Here is a 16122-nt window from a genome sequence, read left to right on the forward strand (position 1 = left end):
TCCTGGTTGAATGTAAAAAGCCGCAGATTCGGCTTACAAAAATGGCCGTTTGCTATTAATATTTGCAGCATTCCGGCCCGGACGGCTACAATAACGGGTTAAGCTTAGCGAAGTTATCCCTACAGCCATCGGAGAAGAGTGAATTTATGGCATATGTGATTGCAGAACCGTGCATTGGAACCAAGGACGCGGCTTGCGTGGACGCTTGCCCGGTGGATTGCATCCACCCCAAGAAGGATTCGCCCAAGTTCGCTGAAGAAAAGATGCTTTATATTGACCCCGTAGAGTGCATTGATTGCGGGGCGTGTGTGCCGGTGTGCCCGGTCTCGGCGATCTTCGCGGCCGACGATCTTCCCGAAAAGTGGAAAAATTACACCGAGATCAACGCCAAGTATTTCGGCCGGTAAAAGAAACATTTCTTACTTCACGTGTTGGTTCGAAACTTTTTGTTTTAAAGACGCGCAGCCCTGGGTTGCGCGTTTTGCGTTGGGCGGCACAAATACACGCGTTGGCGTGTTGACCAAAAGCCGCTAGTAAAATCATTGAATGGAAACGGAAGAGATCAAAGGACTTTTCGCGCGGACACTCTCTGGCGATTACGACGACGATGCTGCATGGGATGCGGTTCACGCGTTACGCCGGATTGGCAGCCGGGAAGTCTTCGATCGGGCGGCAGAGTGGTGTAAATCAGAAGATCCGCTTCAACGTGCCCGTGGAGCCGACGTGCTGGCGCAACTGGGCAGGAAGGCTGGTCACCCGGACAACAGCTTTCCAGAAGAATCCTATTCGGTTGTTTCGCGCATGCTGCGGCGGGAAAAACGTCAGCAGCCACTACGGGCTGCAATTGCCGCTCTAGGACACTTGGGAAATCCTTCGGCTGTTCCGTTGGTCATTGAGAACCAGTTCCATTTTCATCCGAGTGAGGAGGTCAGATTTTCGGTCGCATTTGCATTGGGGGCGTTTGCGAACGATCCGCCAGCTATCGCAGTATTGCTATTACTCATGGAAGACCCCGATGATGATGTGCGTGATTGGGCAACTTTCGGATTAGGCGTTCTAGGCGAATCGAATTGTGACGAGATTTGTGACTCTCTTTTTCGGCGGCTCAGCGATTCCAATGAAGATGTGCGCGAAGAGGCAATGGTAGGGCTCGGCAAACGAAAAGACGAGCGCGTTTTGCCTTCGCTCATTGTGGAACTGCAACAACCGAACGTAACGCGTCGGGTCATAGAAGCTGCGTACGAGATGCTGGACATGGAAGAGGATTGTAAGGATTGGAGTGGAGACGACTATGTTGCCGCTCTGCGAGAACGGTTTCCTCTCTGACTGCAACATCATCAAACTCATCTACAATCAGGGCTAGGACAGCCGTCTATGTTGAAGCAGTCAGAGGCCATCGTATTACGCAGCTATCCCTTGCGCGAGGCTGACCTATTGGTCTCGTTCTTCACCCGCCAGGAGGGCAAGCTGCGCGGGGTGGCGCGCGCGGCAAAGAAATCGAAGAAGCGCTTTGGCGGATCGCTGGAGCCGCTGACCCGCGTGACCTTGTACTACGAAGACCGCACCGGACACGACCTCGCCCGCCTCGATAGTTGCGACGTTTTGGAATCACCCCTCGCCGAGGAGGTGGATTATCCCCGCGCGATTGGCCTGGCCCACGTGGCCGAGCTGCTGGAAGAGCTGCTCCCTGACCGCGAGCCCAACGATTCTATCTTCCGGCTGGCGGTTTCTGTGTTGCTCAATCTTCATGCCCATGCCGTGTGGATGCCGCTGACTTATTTCGATCTGTGGATGGTCCGGCTCATCGGCCTGCTTCCCGATTTGCGCTCTTGCATCACGTGCGGCACGACATTAAACGGGAATGCGGCATACTTTCATCCGCTGGCGGATGGTCTGGCTTGTGCTAAGGATAAGCGCCTGGCTTCATTGGAGATGTCCTCGGAATCACGCGCCCTGGCGGCAGAGATCTTTCGCGCGCCCGTAGAAAGCTTCGCCGGCAGCGCCTGGCCGCGCTCCCGCGGCGCCGACCTGCGCAAGTTTCTGGCCCAGTGCATCGAGCGCCACGTGGAAAAGAAGCTGGTGACGTTTTCAATGCTGGATAAAGTTGAGTGATGAGTCTGGTTACACTTCCCGCTTTGCACACCTCTCATTTACACTGGCTAAGAGCTAAAAGCTAAGAGCCAAAAGCTAGTCCCCAAATGCCAAGCGCTAATCGCAACCTGACATTCCAAGAACTCATCCTGCGCCTGCAGAGCTTCTGGGCAGAGCGCGGATGCGTGCTGCAGCAGCCCTACGACGTCGAAGTCGGGGCTGGCACCATGGCGCCGGAGACGTTTCTTCGCGTGCTTGGCCCCAAGCCCTACAAGGTGGCCTATGTGCAGCCCTCGCGCCGTCCCGCCGATGGGCGCTACGGGGAGAACCCCAACCGCCTTTACAAGCACAGCCAGTTGCAGGTGATCCTGAAGCCGCCGCCGGAGAATGTGCAGGAGCTTTACCTCGAATCGCTGGCCGCCATCGGTATTGACCTCAGCAAGCACGACATCAAGTTTGAAGAAGACAACTGGGAAGCGCCCACGCTGGGCGCCTGGGGCATCGGCTGGCAGGTGATGCTCGATGGGCTCGAGATCACGCAGTTCACCTACTTCCAGCAGTGCGGCGGCGTGGACCTGGACCCGATCTGTGTCGAGCTGACCTACGGTCTGGAACGCATTGCAGCATTTTTGCAGGATGTCGACAGCATCTACGACATCGTTTGGGCGCGCGATCCGCTGACAGGAAAAGCTGTGACCTACGGTGATGTTCGTCTGCCGGAGGAATTGCAGCTTTCGGTTTACAACTTCGAAGCTGCTGATGTGGAAAAGACCTGGGAGCATCTGAAGTTGTACGAATCTGAATGCATGGAACTGCTCAACAGATTCCAAGACGAATACACTGGAACAGCATTGCCCACAACTATAGAACCCATGGAAAAAGATGCGCGGGTACGGATTATCAAGCGCTTTCCGCTATTGGGAGCTTTTGATTTGTGCCTGAAGTGCTCACACCTGTTCAATATTCTGGATTCACGGGGCGCGATTTCTGTGACTGAGCGCGTGGGTGTGATTGCGCGAATTCGGAATTTGGCCGTGGGATTGGCGAAAGCTTACTTGGCTCAGCAGGCGGCGGCAGAGGCAAGCGCGCCGGCTCCCGTGGAGACGCCGGCATGAACTCGCCTCTTCTTCCGACGAGGACCGGCCAGCGGTTGCTGACGATTGTGGGTTGGTGGAATATCGCCTTTGCTGTGCTGCACGTCGTCATTATCTTTGCCGGGGGAAGCGGCTATCGCTACTTCGGCGCTGGCGAGAAGATGGCCCTCGCGGCTGAAACCGGCGATCCCAAGCCGACCATCATTACCACAGGATTGACCGCTATGTTCTTTCTGTTCGGAATCTACGTGCTTTCGGCAGCAGGGCAATTCCGCCGCTTGCCGCTGGCGAGATGGGCCGTGCTTGGCATTGGTGTCCTCTATTTATTGCGCGGAATCCTGGTAGGACCGCAAGCCCGGTGGGCGATCCAGCATCCAGATCAGGTGCCGCTGCGCTTCGTGCTGTTCTCCGCAGTCGCGCTGCTTCTTGGTGTAATGTGCGTCTACGGTGTGATGTTGCGGTGGAAAGAACTGGACGCAACTCCAGCAAAGGCGGAACAACATGCCTGATTTCCTGCTTGAAATTGGATGTGAAGAAATTCCGGCGCGCATGCTTGATGCCGCCAGCGCCGAGCTTGGCGAACGCGTCAATTCGTTGCTGCAGGAAGAACGGTTGGCTGCTTCCACCAGCAAGATCGCGCAACTGGCAACGCCGCGCAGGCTGGCTGTGGCTGCCTCGGCAGTCGCAGAGCGGCAGCCCGACGTTGAAGAAACCCTCACCGGCCCGGCTGTGAAGATCGCCTACAAAGATGGCAAGCCCACCCCTGCTGCGGAAGCCTTCGCCAGGAAGGCCGGTCTTGATGTTTCCAAACTGGAAAAAGTCACAACTCCAAAAGGAGAATATCTCTCCGCGCGTGTCATCAAAAAAGGCCGCTCGGCGAAAGAGGTCCTCGGCGAGGCGCTTTCCAAAACAATCGCTTCGATTTACTGGCCCAAAAATATGTACTGGCGTGAAGGCGCGCCAGAGCGTTTTGTGCGCCCTGTTCGCTGGATTGTGGCTTTGCTGGATGGTGAGATTATCCCCGTCGAGTTTGCCGGGATAAAAGCAGGAAGCGAATCACGCGGGCACCGCCTGTTCAGCAATGGAATAACAAAGATAAGCTCGGCAGCCTCTTATAACGACGCACTCAAGAAAGCTCACGTCATCGCCGACCGCAGCGAGCGTGAGCAGCAGATTCGCAAAGCTTTGGACGCAGCCACGCGAACCATCGCAGGCGCGCGCTGGCGCGAAGACAAAGAGCTGCTGGATACCGTGGTCAACCTCACCGAATGGCCCTCGGTCATTCTGGGCAGCTTTGACCGTGAGTTCCTGTCATTGCCGGAAGAAGTTCTGGTCACCGTGATGCGCGATCATCAAAAGTATTTTGCGGTGGAGGATGCCGCGGGTAAGTTGGCGCCGCATTTTCTTACGGTGCTGAATACCGAGGGCGATCCGGATGGGCTGATCCGCCACGGCAATGAGCGCGTTCTGCGTGCCCGCTTTAACGATGCACGCTTCTTCTGGAATAGCGACCAGAAATCGCCGCTCAAGCAACGGGTCGAGAGCCTGAAATCCGTGACCTTCCAGAAAGATCTGGGCAGCTACTACGAAAAGAGCCAGCGGGTCAAAAAGCTTGCCGGCAAGCTGGCGGCCCATTTGAAAAACGCGGGACTCTCACTCAATGAAAACGCCGTTCAAGAAGCGGCGGAGCTGAGCAAGACCGACCTGACCACGGATTTAGTCAAAGAGTTTACCGAGTTGCAGGGAATCGTGGGCGGCTTGTATGCCAAACACCAGGGGCACGGCCAGGCAGTCGCGGATGCTATCTACGATCACTACAAACCGCAGTCTATGGAAGACCCTGCTCCGCGCACGCTTGAGGGAGCAGTGCTCTCGATTGCCGACAAGGCCGATACCATTGCAGGAATGTTTGCCCTGGGCCTGCAACCGACGGGCTCGAAAGATCCGTTTGCGTTGCGGAGGCAGGCAAATGGCATTGTAAAAACCATTGCTGAGCATAAGCTCAAGCTCAGCCTGCGTGAAGTCTTCTCAGATTCGCGCGCCACTTACAAAGGTTCTGAAGCCGAGAAAAAGTTTAGCGCCGGTGAGCAAGGCGAAGCACTCAGCGCTTTCCTGCGCGAGCGGCTTGAGTTTTATCTGCGCGAAGCACGCGGCTTTGCTTACGATCTGGTGAATGCCGTGCTTGCCGCCGGATACGATGATGTCGTGGACGCACTCGCCCGGGCCGAGGCGCTGGCTGGAGTGCGCGACAGCAAGGATTTTGAGGCCATCTCCATTTCATTCAAACGAGTGAAAAATATTCTGCGGCAGGCGAGGGAATCGAAGTTTGTTGTTGGTGAAGCGCCCAATGCGGCGCTGCTGCAGGATGATGCCGAACGCACCCTGCTCAACCTCGCATCGCAGATCGCTTCCGTGGCTGAAAATCACAGCAGGTCGGGCGATTATCGTTCGGCGCTGGCTGAAATTTCCAAGATACGTCCGGCGCTGGATATCTTCTTCGACAAGGTCATGGTCATGGTGGAGGATGAAAAACTCCGCGCCAACCGCCTGGCTTTGCTGCAAAAGCTGTTGGCAGATTTTTCCACCATTGCCGACTTCTCCGAGATTGTGACTGAGAAAAAAGTGTAGGCATTTCCGAGAACTGAGAACTGAGAACCGAGAACCGAGAACTGCTTCTCGGTTGACGCATTTCCCTCAAGCGAGGTATGGTTGAGCGCACTATCGTGAAGGGGAAGCATGTCTTCACCGCAACAGTCTGCGGAAAGTGAGGCGCGTTGGCGCAAGCTCCTGACCCAGGGCCATCGTGGGCTTCGCTTCACGCATCTGCTCTTCCGTTACATGCCCAGCCCGCCGCGATGCAAGGTCTGCCATAATCCATTTGGTGGTTGGGGCGGCAAGTTTGCCGGGCTGTTCGGCTTCAAGGCATCGCGAAAAAATCCCAATCTCTGCACACGTTGCTGTGACGCGCTGCCTCCCGGAGGCGCTGAGGTCGATGTAGCCGTGCTTTTCGCCGACGTGCGCGGTTCCACCCAGCTCGGCGAGCGTCTTTCGCCCGATGCATTCGCAACGCTGCTCAACCGCTTCTATCGCACCGCAACCGAAGTCCTCATCCGCCGCGACGCCATCGTTGACAAGCTTATCGGGGACGCAGTGATGGCGCTGTTCTTGCCCGGCGTTTGCGGTCCCGCATATAAGCGCCGTGCCGCCGAGTCTGCCCTGGCGCTGCTTCACGCAGTTGGCTATGGAATGCCCGGTGACGCTGCACCCTGGATGCCCATCGGAGCCGCGGTCAACTCGGGCTTGGCCTATGTCGGCAATGTCGGAGGCGAAGGCGTGGTTGATTTCACAGCACTGGGCGATACGGTCAACACCGCTGCCCGCATGGCCTCCAGCGCTGCGGCCGGCGAAGTGCTGGTCAACGAGGCTGTCTATGCTGAAGTGGCTGGTGATTTTCCCGGCGTGGAACAGCGCTCGCTGGTCGTGCGCGGCAAACAGGCAGCCTTGACGGTGCGCACTCTCGCCACCCACGGCGCCGAACCGCGCCGAACCGAGCCCTGAGCCTGTCGAAGGGGGCGTCGAGTATAGATGAAGGTTCCCGATTGGATTATGTTTCCTGCTCACCCTTCAGCGTGCTCACGGTGCGTCTGGCCGCGGTGCAGGCTGCAGCAAAGGAAAAGCTGGGGATACGAAGGTGGACGGACGAAATAAAAATTACGCGGTCAAAATTCAGAAAGGGAGCTCTTGTGGGGGAGAGGGGAGGGCTTCTCTATGTTCACCCTTGTTCAGTGTGCTGAATTCTGCAATTAAACCGGGAAATTGTCAACCACTGGTGGTGCATGTACTGTGGCCAGAAAAAGCTGATTTCGGTTTGATAACTTTTTGATAACCTCCTTTTGACAACCTAAAGATGCGTTCCTTTACCGTCTCTCTTTCTGCCCAAGCCGCCTCGCTCCGGTGATACCGTTTACTTGCAATTCCACAATAGACGCGTTAGTCTCCAAAGATTGGTAATTGTAGGAGGAGAATCCAGTGGCGCTTAAGATTACGACACGCAGTGAGAATGGAGTAACGGTTGTCATGTGCAATGGCAGGATCGTTTTTGGTGAAGAATCCTCGCAACTGCGTGAACAGATCAAATCTCTTTTGGGGCAGTCGAAGAAAATTGTCTTGAACCTGGGCGGGGTCAGTTACATTGACAGCGGCGGGTTGGGCATTCTGGTTGCCCTCTACACCTCGGCCCGCTCCAGCGGCGGAGACATCAAACTCGCCAATCTCACACAACGCGTAGGCGATATTCTGCAGATCACAAAGCTCTCCACCATCTTCGAAGTCTACGACGGAGAGCAAAAAGCGATCAACGCATTTTCCTAGAGCATTTTCAAAGTTGCTATCTCCTCCGCGGTGAGTCCTCTTTGAGATGGGTTACTTTGACCAGGCCAGACGCGGCGCTTATACTGCTGTTACTGGTCTTTAAATTTTCTGCTCTTGATTTGCCCATCGAGGATTTGGGCGGTTAGCTCAGTTGGTTAGAGCGCCTGCCTTACAAGCAGGAGGTCGCAGGTTCGAGTCCTGCACTGCCCACCAAAATTCAGGTCCGTTGCAAGCTCTAAACTTCAAGGAATGCTTCGCTCAGTAGTCTGAGGTTTTGTCTGGCAACTCTTGCGGCTTTTTCTTACTTCTGTTGACAACATCCCAATACAAACTGAGGTCGGCTTGTTTCTGTTTTTCGTCCTTCCACTCGGCTATAAGATGGCCGTAGGTTGGGCACAGAAAGCGGATTAATCCGGAATCCTTGCCTAAGGTATTTTCTTCATTTACAGGCCGGTCGCAGTCTCCGCACAGCCAGGTAACAACTTTGTCCCGGTCTGTGAACGCGCTAATGGACCGATGAATTGCCATTTCTACCACCATGAAGCCTTGTGGGCCGGATTGCCCATGAGGGCCCAGCGGACGGGTGTTCCAACGAACCCTCAGCGGAGACTCAGGCAAAGTGAAGGGATATGTCTCTGTGCTAATAGTCTAATTGTTACTGAGTGCTGTGCAACATATTTGTTTGCTTTTAGATTGTCCAAGTTCCATTGTAGGCACATTCCCGTTCTGGGAGTTGGCCGGCAATTCGGCTCCAAGTTGCAAGCTCTAAGCTCCAAGAGGTTCTTCGCTGCGCTCAGGATTTCGCCTCGCAGCGTAGTTCTTAAATTGCTCTGAGCGAAGCCGAAGGGCCGCGAAAACGGATCAAGTCCGAGTCCTGCACTGCCCACCCAATCAGCTCCAAGTTGCAAGGTTCACAAACTAGATCCTTCGCCGCGCTCAGGATTCCGCTTTTGGGGCCCACCGCGCTGTGGTAAGCTAACATGACTTTCGTACAACTTCTTAGAGGCACGGGAGATAAGAGAGCATGGCTGGGCAGCAGCGATTCGCGCTTGTACTCGTCAAACCGTCGCATTATGACAATGACGGCTACGTGATCCAGTGGATACGTTCGGCCGTTCCTTCAAACTCGCTGGCTGTGGTCAACGGGTTGGTGCTCGACTGCAAGCAGCGCCGCGTGCTCGGCGACGACGTAGAAATCGCCATCACCTCAATGGACGAAGACAACACGCGCATCCGGCAAAAACGGATTGTGCAACAGCTTGCCGGCAACCGTGGCCTGGTCATGCTGGTGGGCGTGCAATCCAACCAGTTTCCCCGCGCCATGGATATCGCGCGCCCCCTGCGCGCAGCCGGTGTCCAGGTCTGCATCGGCGGTTTTCATGTTTCCGGCTGTCTTTCCATGTTGCCCGGTGTGACCCCCGAACTGCAGGAGGCCATGGATCTCGGCATCTCGCTCTATGCAGGCGAGGCTGAAGAAGGGCGTCTCGACCAGGTGCTGCGCGACGCCTGGCAAGGCACTCTCAAGCCGCTCTACAACTACCTGGACAATCTGCCCTCTGTGGAAGGCGCTCCTCTGCCGCTGCTGCCGGCCGAGACGATTCGCGGGACAATCGGCAAATACACCAGCTTCGATGCCGGCCGCGGCTGTCCGTTTCAGTGCTCCTTCTGCACCATCATCAACGTGCAGGGACGGAAATCGCGGCGGCGTTCGGTGGATGAGATCGAACAGATCGTCCGCCGCAACCTGGAGCAGGGTGTGGGCCGCTTCTTCATCACCGACGACAATTTTGCGCGCAACACCGAATGGGAAAAGATCTTTGACCGCCTGATCGCCATGCGCGAGCAGGAGAAGCTGAACATCAAGTTCATGATCCAGGTCGATACCATGTGCCACCGCTTGCCCCACTTCATCGAAAAGGCCGGCCGCGCCGGAGTGCGGCGCGTTTTTATCGGCCTGGAAAGCATCAATCCCGCGAGCCTGCTTGGCGCCAGAAAGAAGCAGAACAAGATCGCCGAATACCGCAAGATGCTGCTGGCGTGGAAGCGCGCTGGGGCCATCGTGTTTGCCGGCTACATCGTCGGGTTTCCCGAGGACACGCCGCAATCGGTTCTTCACGATATCGAGATCATCCAGCGCGAACTGGCGATTGATCTCCTGGAGCCGCACTCGCTGACGGCGCTCCCCGGATCGGAAGACCATCAGAAGCTCCATAAAGCCGGCGCGTTCCTCGATCCTGACCTCAATAAATATGACCTGGAGCACGTGACCACGGTCCATGCCACCATGTCGAAGGAGCAGTGGGAGAAGGTCTATCGCGATTCGTGGACAACCTTCTATTCGCTCGATCACATGAAAACCATGATGCGCCGCGCCGCAGCCACCGGGATTCAAGTCGGCAACGTGATGGTGCTGCTGCTGTGGTTCCACAGTTGCATCGTGTTTGAGAAGGTGCATCCTCTGCAGGGAGGCTTCCTGCGCCGCAAGTACCGCAAAGACCGGCGCTCAAGCCTGCCCATCGAGAGCCCGTTTGTCTTCTATCCGCGCTTCCTTGGGAATTTTATCTACAAACATTTCAAGGTAGCCCAATTGGCGTGGCGCCTGCACCGCTTCCAGAAGCGCCTGGAGCGCGACCCCGAAGCCCGCAACTACTCCGACGTGGCCCTGACCCCCGACCATGACGACGGCTCTGATGTGCTGGAGATGCTCACCAGTCACGCGCCGCCGAAACCCGCCGTAGTACACATAGAGACCCAGCAAATACAGAACCAGGCAGAAGTAACCGCCGGCGGAGCGCCTTAAGAGCAGTTTCAGGTTTCAAGAACCCAGATCCCTCGACTGCGCTCGGGATTTCGCCTCGCGGCTCAGACGCCGCGAAAACGGCTCAAGTTTCGAGTTTCAAAAAACAACCGCAAAACCTTTCGCCGCGGATGAACGCGGATCAACGCAGATTTTTTGGAAATCGCAGGGGCCCCCACCCCACTTGCTAGCTAGTGATTTGAGGTCTCAAAATCGCGTCTGACCCGCGTCATTACTGGCGAGAGTCAATCCGAGGCAGGGGACTAGCTGCTAGTCTGTTTTAACCACCACTGGACGTTTTGATTTCGTCAATTCCGTTTGCATCTTGTCCTCCTGAACGCCGTTTTTTGGCGTGAAGGATCTTGCGGTTTCTTTGTCTGGGCAATGCTGTTCTTTGCGCCCAGGAAAAACTAAAACAGGGCTGGCCCACCACGCCACTTGCTAGCAAGTGTTTTTGAGCCTCAAAATCGCGTTTGACACGCGTCATTGCTGGCGAAAATCAATCCGGGGCAGGGGACTTGCTGCTGGTCCAGTCCTCAGAATCCAGCATCACCTCAAATTTTCAAAGAGCCAATGGGTTATGAAACCCCGCATTCTGGAATGCGTAACGTAAACACACGTCTAGCCCAATTGTGGCCCGCAGCTTCTGAGAAATCAAGGTTTTGATATCAGAATGATACCGTTTTTGAACTAAAACAAAAGCCTACCGCAGATTTAACGGATCACGCGGATTCTTTAAAAAGTAGCGTATTGCTTTGTGTCCTTTGTGATTCATTCCTTCGTGTCCGTAGCCTGCCCTGAGCCAAGCCGAAGGGTGGTTAAACAAAACCCCGCGGCAAAGTTGATATATTGCTCTCATGCTGAACGTCTTCCTCCAAAACGCCGCACCGAGCCTGGGACGCAGCGTTAGCGCGATGTTCCGCCACCTGGGAGCGCTCGGGCTTTTCTCCCTCGCGATTCTCGATGGCTCTCCCCTGCCCACCTTTGGAGGCCCCGACATCCTGACGGCAATTCTCGCTGCCCGGCACGGCAATCCATGGTACGAGTATGCGGCAGTGGCAACCGCAGGATCGGTGATCGGAGCCTACCTCACGTTCAGAGTCGCACGCCGGGCGGGATCGGCTTACCTGCAAAGCAAATTCGGAAATCGCAAACTCGGAAATCGCGAATTCGGAAACCGCGAATTCGGAAACCGCGAATTCGGAAATCGCGAATTTGGAAACCGGAAGACGGATGCCATTCTCCGCTTTTTTCACAAATGGGGTACCAGTGCTCTTGCGGTTTCTGCGGCCGTGCCCTTTCCATTTCCCACCAGCGTGCTTTTCGCGGCGGCCGGCGCTTCCAACTACAGCCCCAGGAGATTTCTGACGGTCGTAACCATCTGCCGGGGCGTCCGTTACACCGTCATCGCCATCATCGCCGAGCACTACGGCCGCAATTTCGTCCGCGCTCTGCGCCAGCCGGGCCAGTATTGGGGATGGCTGCTGCTGCTCGCGGCCGTTCTCTTCAGCCTGATCATCGCTGGAATCGTGGTCAACCGGCGGCTGACGGCTACAACCAGTGCGTGAAGCTGGGAACGCCGGGGCAGGCGGCGGGAATCGCCGGCACGCGGATTTTTGAAAAGCGGTTAAATCGTTTTCCTGAGGACTGAGACGACAACTGCGGACTAACGAGAAAGCCGAGCTTGGCGGCCGGGTTTCTGCACGTCGCTTGTCATTACCGAAGAGCAGCTAATGGGGCTTGCGATTGTTGAAGAAAATCCGTGCATAACTGAGCATCGTGCGTTTGGAGTACGCCGCCACTCTAGCCGTTAGGTGATCTATATGCATAGGGCTTAGCCGCCTTGCGGATTTTCTCACACGCATCTTGAACTTGAGTTGCTGCTATTTCCATCTCCGTTTGGTCACTTGTTGAGAAAAGCTTCACCAGGGCAATGTTTATGGCTCCTAATTCACTAACTGCTACCGCAGCTAAGTCAGTTGGCACATCATAATCTTGAGCAAAGACGCGGCGTGCCGCAGCAATTTTCGCCCTGATTTGCTCTTCCTTATTAGCAATGTCTTTGACGGCGCGAGCCACCATATGCTGCGTGTGTAGTTCGTAAAACGACCACGCCGCCTCTTGCACTTCGCGGGTTGCATCAGTAAGCAACCTGGCAGCTGTCGTGGCTGCAACGTCTGCGATCTCATTTGCCTTCTTGGGCGTTTGCTTCTGTCGTTGCGCCCTAATGAATTCCCGGTTCATTTCCTCAACTTGCGCTCTCAAATCTCGTGGAAACATTTGGATTTCAATATTAGCGTCGCTCAGCAGTTGGTCACCAAGTCCTCGAATCTCGGGATTCGGATCTAACATGCCGATGACTACGCGGGCCACCTTCCGGTCGACGAGCCGCTGCGCACAAGGAATCTTCGGATGTTTCCTAGCGGTACAGGGTTCGAGTGTCGTGTAGATCGTGGCACCTGCGACCAAATCATCTGGCAGCTTCTTGTCCAACGCTATATATTCAGCATGGCACTGGGGAATCTCTCCGCGATGCGATTTGCTGATAACAGTTCCGTTTTTGACCACAACTGCACCAACCATCGGATGCGGCCTTCCGTCTTCAGGAACACTCTTTTGTGCCTCCTCAATGGCCATAAGCGCGAAACGTCGATCATCATCTGCATAGTTAGTTCCGACAAATGTGCGTAGACGAGGAATAAGATTTGATAAATCTTTATAATCGATCACCATATCTCTGGACTCTGCATAGATTCTGTCAACTAACCCTCGGAGGCTTTCGTCTTTCAGTCCGCGCGCAATGTGGTCTTGCTTAAATCTGATACAAGAATCCTCTGCACGTTTAGAGCTTTCGTAGATCTGGCGAAGGATTTCTAGATGGGCATCACTCACGTTGCGAGGGAGCTCAGTTAGCAATCTCTCGAAATCACCCTGGTATCTAGTAAACAGATCCACAAAAAAATCAATGTACTGCGAAACATCGTCGGGAGAGTCGAGTTTATCTCTTTGCTTGTCCACTCTTTCTTGCAGACGCTTGAGCTGGCTGATCGTATCGACCGTATTATCTCGCCAGTCCCGAAGATGCGACAGAATCACGTCCATCGGGACACCAGTATAATCGGTCATTCCGGCGAAAAATGATCGCTTCCAGCTAGTCACTTGCCTTCCCGTCCTCTCATGAGTATAGTTTTTTAATTTTACTCCAGCATGTCACAGCTTGACTCCCCACCTAAGCTACCGCACAATCACGGCATGTCAGACTTAACGAAGATTCTGTTGAGTGCTGCAACAGGCTGGGCGCTCGGTCTCATTTCAGGAATTTTGCTTGAACCATTTAAAGCGTGGTATGTGCGGCAATTTACAGCCAAACGTGCCCGGAAGGATATCTATAAAGAGTTTGCTGATGTGTATTTCCGCATTGTTGTGCTTGGAAAACAATGGGAGTTAAACCCTTCATACATGAAACTCAACATTGAAGAAATGAGAACAGAAGTTTTTGATTTCTATTATGAACAGCACCGGGATGCGGTCTACAAGATTCCAGAGTGGAAACATCTCCAAGGTTTCTCCGAGTCAATAAAAGAAAAAATGATGGAATTCAAGAATAACAATGCGTCAATAGCGGAAATTGTAGACGGATTTGAACAGGAAATCGCCTTGCTCACAAGATTCAAAATGTTTGATAGCAAACTCTTCAACAACCAGCTTCAAAAACTTCGAGCCAGACAGAAAGCTTCAGAGCTCACTCTATGACCCGGGCTACACTTATTCCTTCGGAGGTGAAAAAATAGGAACCTCTATCGGATTTTTCGCAAATGCATGGGAGATCCAAAAATAAACAACGCCTTTCTGTAGTGCTCTATCAAACTCAAGGTTGTGTTCCATGAAAATTGTTGCCTCATCACCAACAGCGAGTCTGTATGGAACGACAGCGCCCTGATAAATGTTCAAGACGGCAGCAGTTTCCGGCTTGTGGCGAGAGCGGTCCTTTTCAGACGCATATTGGTAGAAACCATAGTTGGTCAATGTCGTTGGTGCGGTTCCGATGTTCTGTATAGACACTTTAAGATATTTAGGGTCTCCGGGGGGAGCGGGTCGCTTAACCATACCTGCCCATGCCTGAACACACAGTTTGGGGCCTGAAGACAGTTTCAAATAAATGTTCCAAGAAAGGCTCGCTACACCTGTGCAAGCTCCAACGCCGGCGACCCATTGAGTAATGTTCATGCTTTAGGGTTTTACCACGATTTCAGGGTAGCCCGGCCCAAACGGTTATTTCATGATTACTCTTGAGGGTGCCGGGTCCTAGCTCTGCTAGGGAGGGGGTTTTATTTGTACTCGATGAATCCTGACGAGAACAGACTACACTGATGCCATACCCTGGGGGCTGAAGCGCTTCCAGCAAACCGGAGATCAGCATTACTCAGTTGTAATCGCTGGGAAGCAAGCCCCAACGGGGCGACGTATTATAGCCCAGCGCTTCCAGCGCTGGGTATGGATGCCAAAATGATCCGAGTCCCGTAGGGACGACGCTCGCTCCTTATCCGAATACGAAGCGTTCGTCATATTCCATGCTGTTCTTCTTCAAAAACAAAATATATTCTTGTTCGAACGTCTGTTTGCGGTGATGTTCCCGCTGGTTCCTGATGTACCGGATCGTGTTTTCAATTTGGGAAGGGCCGACGCTGAATGCGCCGTAGCCCTCCTGCCAGGCAAACCTGCCGCGGCCGGGAGATTTTTCATTGATCCATTTGGAGGAAACACCTTTGATGCTTTGGAGGGCTTTTGCCAGCGGCAGCACCGCCGGGACGGAAAGCAGGATGTGGGCATGGTTTTCGATGCCGCCGATGGCCGGAACTCTCATGCCGCGCTCCACGGCCACCGAGACAATGAGTTTCCACAGGCGTTCTTGAAATTCCGGACGAATCAAAGTTTTGCCTCTCTTTGGTGCTGAAGACGCAATGCAGGTTGTTGTTTACGAAAGAGTGTGCCATGTTGGTTGCATCCTTCTGGCGTCGTCCTTACAGGACTTGGTTTATTTGGTTTGCTTACCCAGCGCTGGAAGCGCTGGGCTATAATACGCCGCCCCTGCCGGGGCTGTGAATCCTTCGGACTCGGGAAATGACTGATGTTTAACCACCCTTCGGCTTGGCTCAGGGCAGGCTACGGACACGAAGGAATGAATCACCAAGGACACAAAGAAAGCCGGGACAGGTCCGCTCTAGTCAAAAAACAGTTATCAAAACCGCGTCTGACCACTGTATGACTGTGGTGGGCCACCCCGGCCTGGACTAAATTCTTCGCCCCCGTTCAGGAGCTGAACTTTTGGCGGGACGCGCGCCGTTTTTCCCCACAAAAGTTCGAAGCCATCCCCACACGCGCTGGCGCGCGAATGGGGCACCCAGGTTTATCTAGTCATGATATCACTCTGGTATCAAAACGTTGATTTCCTCGAAACAGCAGGTCATCATGGAGAAGCAGTTGTCAGCTACCAGTTGCCGGTCCACGGCACGCCGGGACAGGTTGCCAGTGAAAAACAACTGCAAAAGAACACGGGGTGAGCGCGAAGCGGCCTGGTTTTGGCTGCGGAGCCCTTAGGCAAAAGACAGCATTCAAGAATGCGGGATTGATAATCCTTTTGGTCTTTGAAAATTTAGTGCGACTCGGGATTCTGTGGACAGGACTAGCAGCAAGTCCCCCGCCCCGGATTGATTTTCGCCAGTAATGACGGGGGTCAGGCGCGGTTCTGGACCCTTCAACGACTTGCTA

At 54.4% G+C, this 16122-nt stretch carries 16 protein-coding genes and 1 tRNA gene; 13 read left to right on the top strand and 4 right to left on the bottom strand.

Going from position 1 to position 16122, the window contains the following annotated elements; genetic code table 11:
* Positions 1-146 precede the first annotated feature (146 nt).
* From VK738_07520 to VK738_07560, 9 genes are all read left to right on the top strand, one after another.
* The gene (locus VK738_07520; protein HTD22487.1) at positions 147-407 is read left to right on the top strand and encodes a ferredoxin family protein; all 261 of its coding nucleotides are present in this window, start codon (positions 147-149) and stop codon (positions 405-407) included.
* A 139-nt stretch (positions 408-546) separates the two neighbouring features.
* Complete coding sequence (locus tag VK738_07525; GenBank protein ID HTD22488.1) at positions 547-1326, top strand: HEAT repeat domain-containing protein; 780 nt, start codon at positions 547-549, stop codon at positions 1324-1326.
* A gap of 48 nt (positions 1327-1374) precedes the next feature.
* Positions 1375-2112 carry a DNA repair protein RecO gene (gene recO / locus VK738_07530; protein HTD22489.1) on the top strand — a complete coding sequence of 246 codons (738 nt, stop codon included), beginning with the start codon at positions 1375-1377 and terminating at the stop codon, positions 2110-2112.
* An 86-nt stretch (positions 2113-2198) separates the two neighbouring features.
* Entirely contained in the window at positions 2199-3206 is a 1008-nt protein-coding gene (locus tag VK738_07535; GenBank protein HTD22490.1) for a glycine--tRNA ligase subunit alpha, read from the top strand.
* A complete protein-coding gene (locus tag VK738_07540; GenBank protein ID HTD22491.1) occupies positions 3203-3694 on the top strand; it encodes a hypothetical protein in 492 nt (163 codons plus the stop codon). The genes VK738_07535 and VK738_07540 overlap by 4 nt, the downstream gene beginning before the upstream one ends.
* Positions 3687-5813, top strand: coding sequence for a glycine--tRNA ligase subunit beta (glyS, locus tag VK738_07545; GenBank protein HTD22492.1), 2127 nt, complete (start codon positions 3687-3689; stop codon positions 5811-5813). Before VK738_07540 ends, glyS begins: the two co-directional genes overlap by 8 nt.
* Positions 5814-5921: 108 nt before the next feature.
* Positions 5922-6743: an adenylate/guanylate cyclase domain-containing protein gene (locus VK738_07550; protein HTD22493.1), complete on the top strand. Its 822-nt coding sequence runs from the start codon at positions 5922-5924 to the stop codon at positions 6741-6743.
* A gap of 471 nt (positions 6744-7214) precedes the next feature.
* Positions 7215-7556: an STAS domain-containing protein gene (locus tag VK738_07555; GenBank protein ID HTD22494.1), complete on the top strand. Its 342-nt coding sequence runs from the start codon at positions 7215-7217 to the stop codon at positions 7554-7556.
* Between the two features lie 136 nt (positions 7557-7692).
* A tRNA-Val gene (locus VK738_07560) sits at positions 7693-7769 on the top strand.
* Between the two features lie 45 nt (positions 7770-7814).
* Here the strand turns inward: VK738_07560 and VK738_07565 are convergent.
* A complete protein-coding gene (locus VK738_07565) occupies positions 7815-8084 on the bottom strand; it encodes a hypothetical protein (GenBank protein HTD22495.1) in 270 nt (89 codons plus the stop codon).
* 496 nt (positions 8085-8580) lie between these two features.
* Between VK738_07565 and VK738_07570 the strand changes: the two genes are divergently transcribed.
* Together VK738_07570 and VK738_07575 are read left to right on the top strand one after the other, a co-directional pair.
* On the top strand, positions 8581-10356 hold the full coding sequence (locus VK738_07570; GenBank protein ID HTD22496.1) for a radical SAM protein: 1776 nt from the start codon (positions 8581-8583) through the stop codon (positions 10354-10356).
* Between the two features lie 854 nt (positions 10357-11210).
* Positions 11211-11921: a VTT domain-containing protein gene (locus VK738_07575; protein ID HTD22497.1), complete on the top strand. Its 711-nt coding sequence runs from the start codon at positions 11211-11213 to the stop codon at positions 11919-11921.
* A gap of 235 nt (positions 11922-12156) precedes the next feature.
* Here VK738_07575 and VK738_07580 read toward each other — a convergent pair whose 3' ends face one another.
* Positions 12157-13512, bottom strand: a complete 1356-nt coding sequence (locus VK738_07580) for a deaminase (protein ID HTD22498.1) — start codon at positions 13510-13512, stop codon at positions 12157-12159.
* 48 nt (positions 13513-13560) lie between these two features.
* Between VK738_07580 and VK738_07585 the strand changes: the two genes are divergently transcribed.
* Positions 13561-14106, top strand: coding sequence for a hypothetical protein (locus VK738_07585; GenBank protein ID HTD22499.1), 546 nt, complete (start codon positions 13561-13563; stop codon positions 14104-14106).
* Positions 14107-14118: 12 nt separating this feature from the next.
* Here the strand turns inward: VK738_07585 and VK738_07590 are convergent, their stop codons facing one another.
* Both VK738_07590 and VK738_07595 read right to left on the bottom strand, forming a co-directional pair.
* The gene (locus VK738_07590; protein HTD22500.1) at positions 14119-14580 is read right to left on the bottom strand and encodes a hypothetical protein; all 462 of its coding nucleotides are present in this window, start codon (positions 14578-14580) and stop codon (positions 14119-14121) included.
* A gap of 313 nt (positions 14581-14893) precedes the next feature.
* Positions 14894-15316: a transposase gene (locus VK738_07595; protein ID HTD22501.1), complete on the bottom strand. Its 423-nt coding sequence runs from the start codon at positions 15314-15316 to the stop codon at positions 14894-14896.
* Between the two features lie 454 nt (positions 15317-15770).
* Here VK738_07595 and VK738_07600 point away from each other — a divergent pair, with 454 nt between their 5' ends.
* Positions 15771-15914: a hypothetical protein gene (locus VK738_07600; GenBank protein ID HTD22502.1), complete on the top strand. Its 144-nt coding sequence runs from the start codon at positions 15771-15773 to the stop codon at positions 15912-15914.
* Positions 15915-16122 lie beyond the last annotated feature (208 nt).

Source organism: Terriglobales bacterium (assembly GCA_035487355.1).
GTDB lineage: Bacteria > Acidobacteriota > Terriglobia > Terriglobales > Acidobacteriaceae > QIAW01.

Excerpts from the sequence above, each read along its gene's own strand:
- VK738_07535 (HTD22490.1), top strand. The coding sequence starts at position 2,199 with ATGCCAAGCGCTAATCGCAACCTGACATTCCAAGAACTCATCCTGCGC.
- glyS (HTD22492.1), top strand. The coding sequence starts at position 3,687 with ATGCCTGATTTCCTGCTTGAAATTGGATGTGAAGAAATTCCGGCGCGC.
- VK738_07525 (HTD22488.1), top strand. The coding sequence starts at position 547 with ATGGAAACGGAAGAGATCAAAGGACTTTTCGCGCGGACACTCTCTGGC.
- VK738_07600 (HTD22502.1), top strand. The coding sequence starts at position 15,771 with ATGATATCACTCTGGTATCAAAACGTTGATTTCCTCGAAACAGCAGGT.
- VK738_07575 (HTD22497.1), top strand. The coding sequence starts at position 11,211 with ATGCTGAACGTCTTCCTCCAAAACGCCGCACCGAGCCTGGGACGCAGC.
- VK738_07550 (HTD22493.1), top strand. The coding sequence starts at position 5,922 with ATGTCTTCACCGCAACAGTCTGCGGAAAGTGAGGCGCGTTGGCGCAAG.
- recO (HTD22489.1), top strand. The coding sequence starts at position 1,375 with ATGTTGAAGCAGTCAGAGGCCATCGTATTACGCAGCTATCCCTTGCGC.
- VK738_07590 (HTD22500.1), bottom strand. The coding sequence starts at position 14,580 with ATGAACATTACTCAATGGGTCGCCGGCGTTGGAGCTTGCACAGGTGTA.
- VK738_07570 (HTD22496.1), top strand. The coding sequence starts at position 8,581 with ATGGCTGGGCAGCAGCGATTCGCGCTTGTACTCGTCAAACCGTCGCAT.
- VK738_07585 (HTD22499.1), top strand. The coding sequence starts at position 13,561 with ATGTCACAGCTTGACTCCCCACCTAAGCTACCGCACAATCACGGCATG.
- VK738_07565 (HTD22495.1), bottom strand. The coding sequence starts at position 8,084 with ATGGCAATTCATCGGTCCATTAGCGCGTTCACAGACCGGGACAAAGTT.
- VK738_07520 (HTD22487.1), top strand. The coding sequence starts at position 147 with ATGGCATATGTGATTGCAGAACCGTGCATTGGAACCAAGGACGCGGCT.
- VK738_07540 (HTD22491.1), top strand. The coding sequence starts at position 3,203 with ATGAACTCGCCTCTTCTTCCGACGAGGACCGGCCAGCGGTTGCTGACG.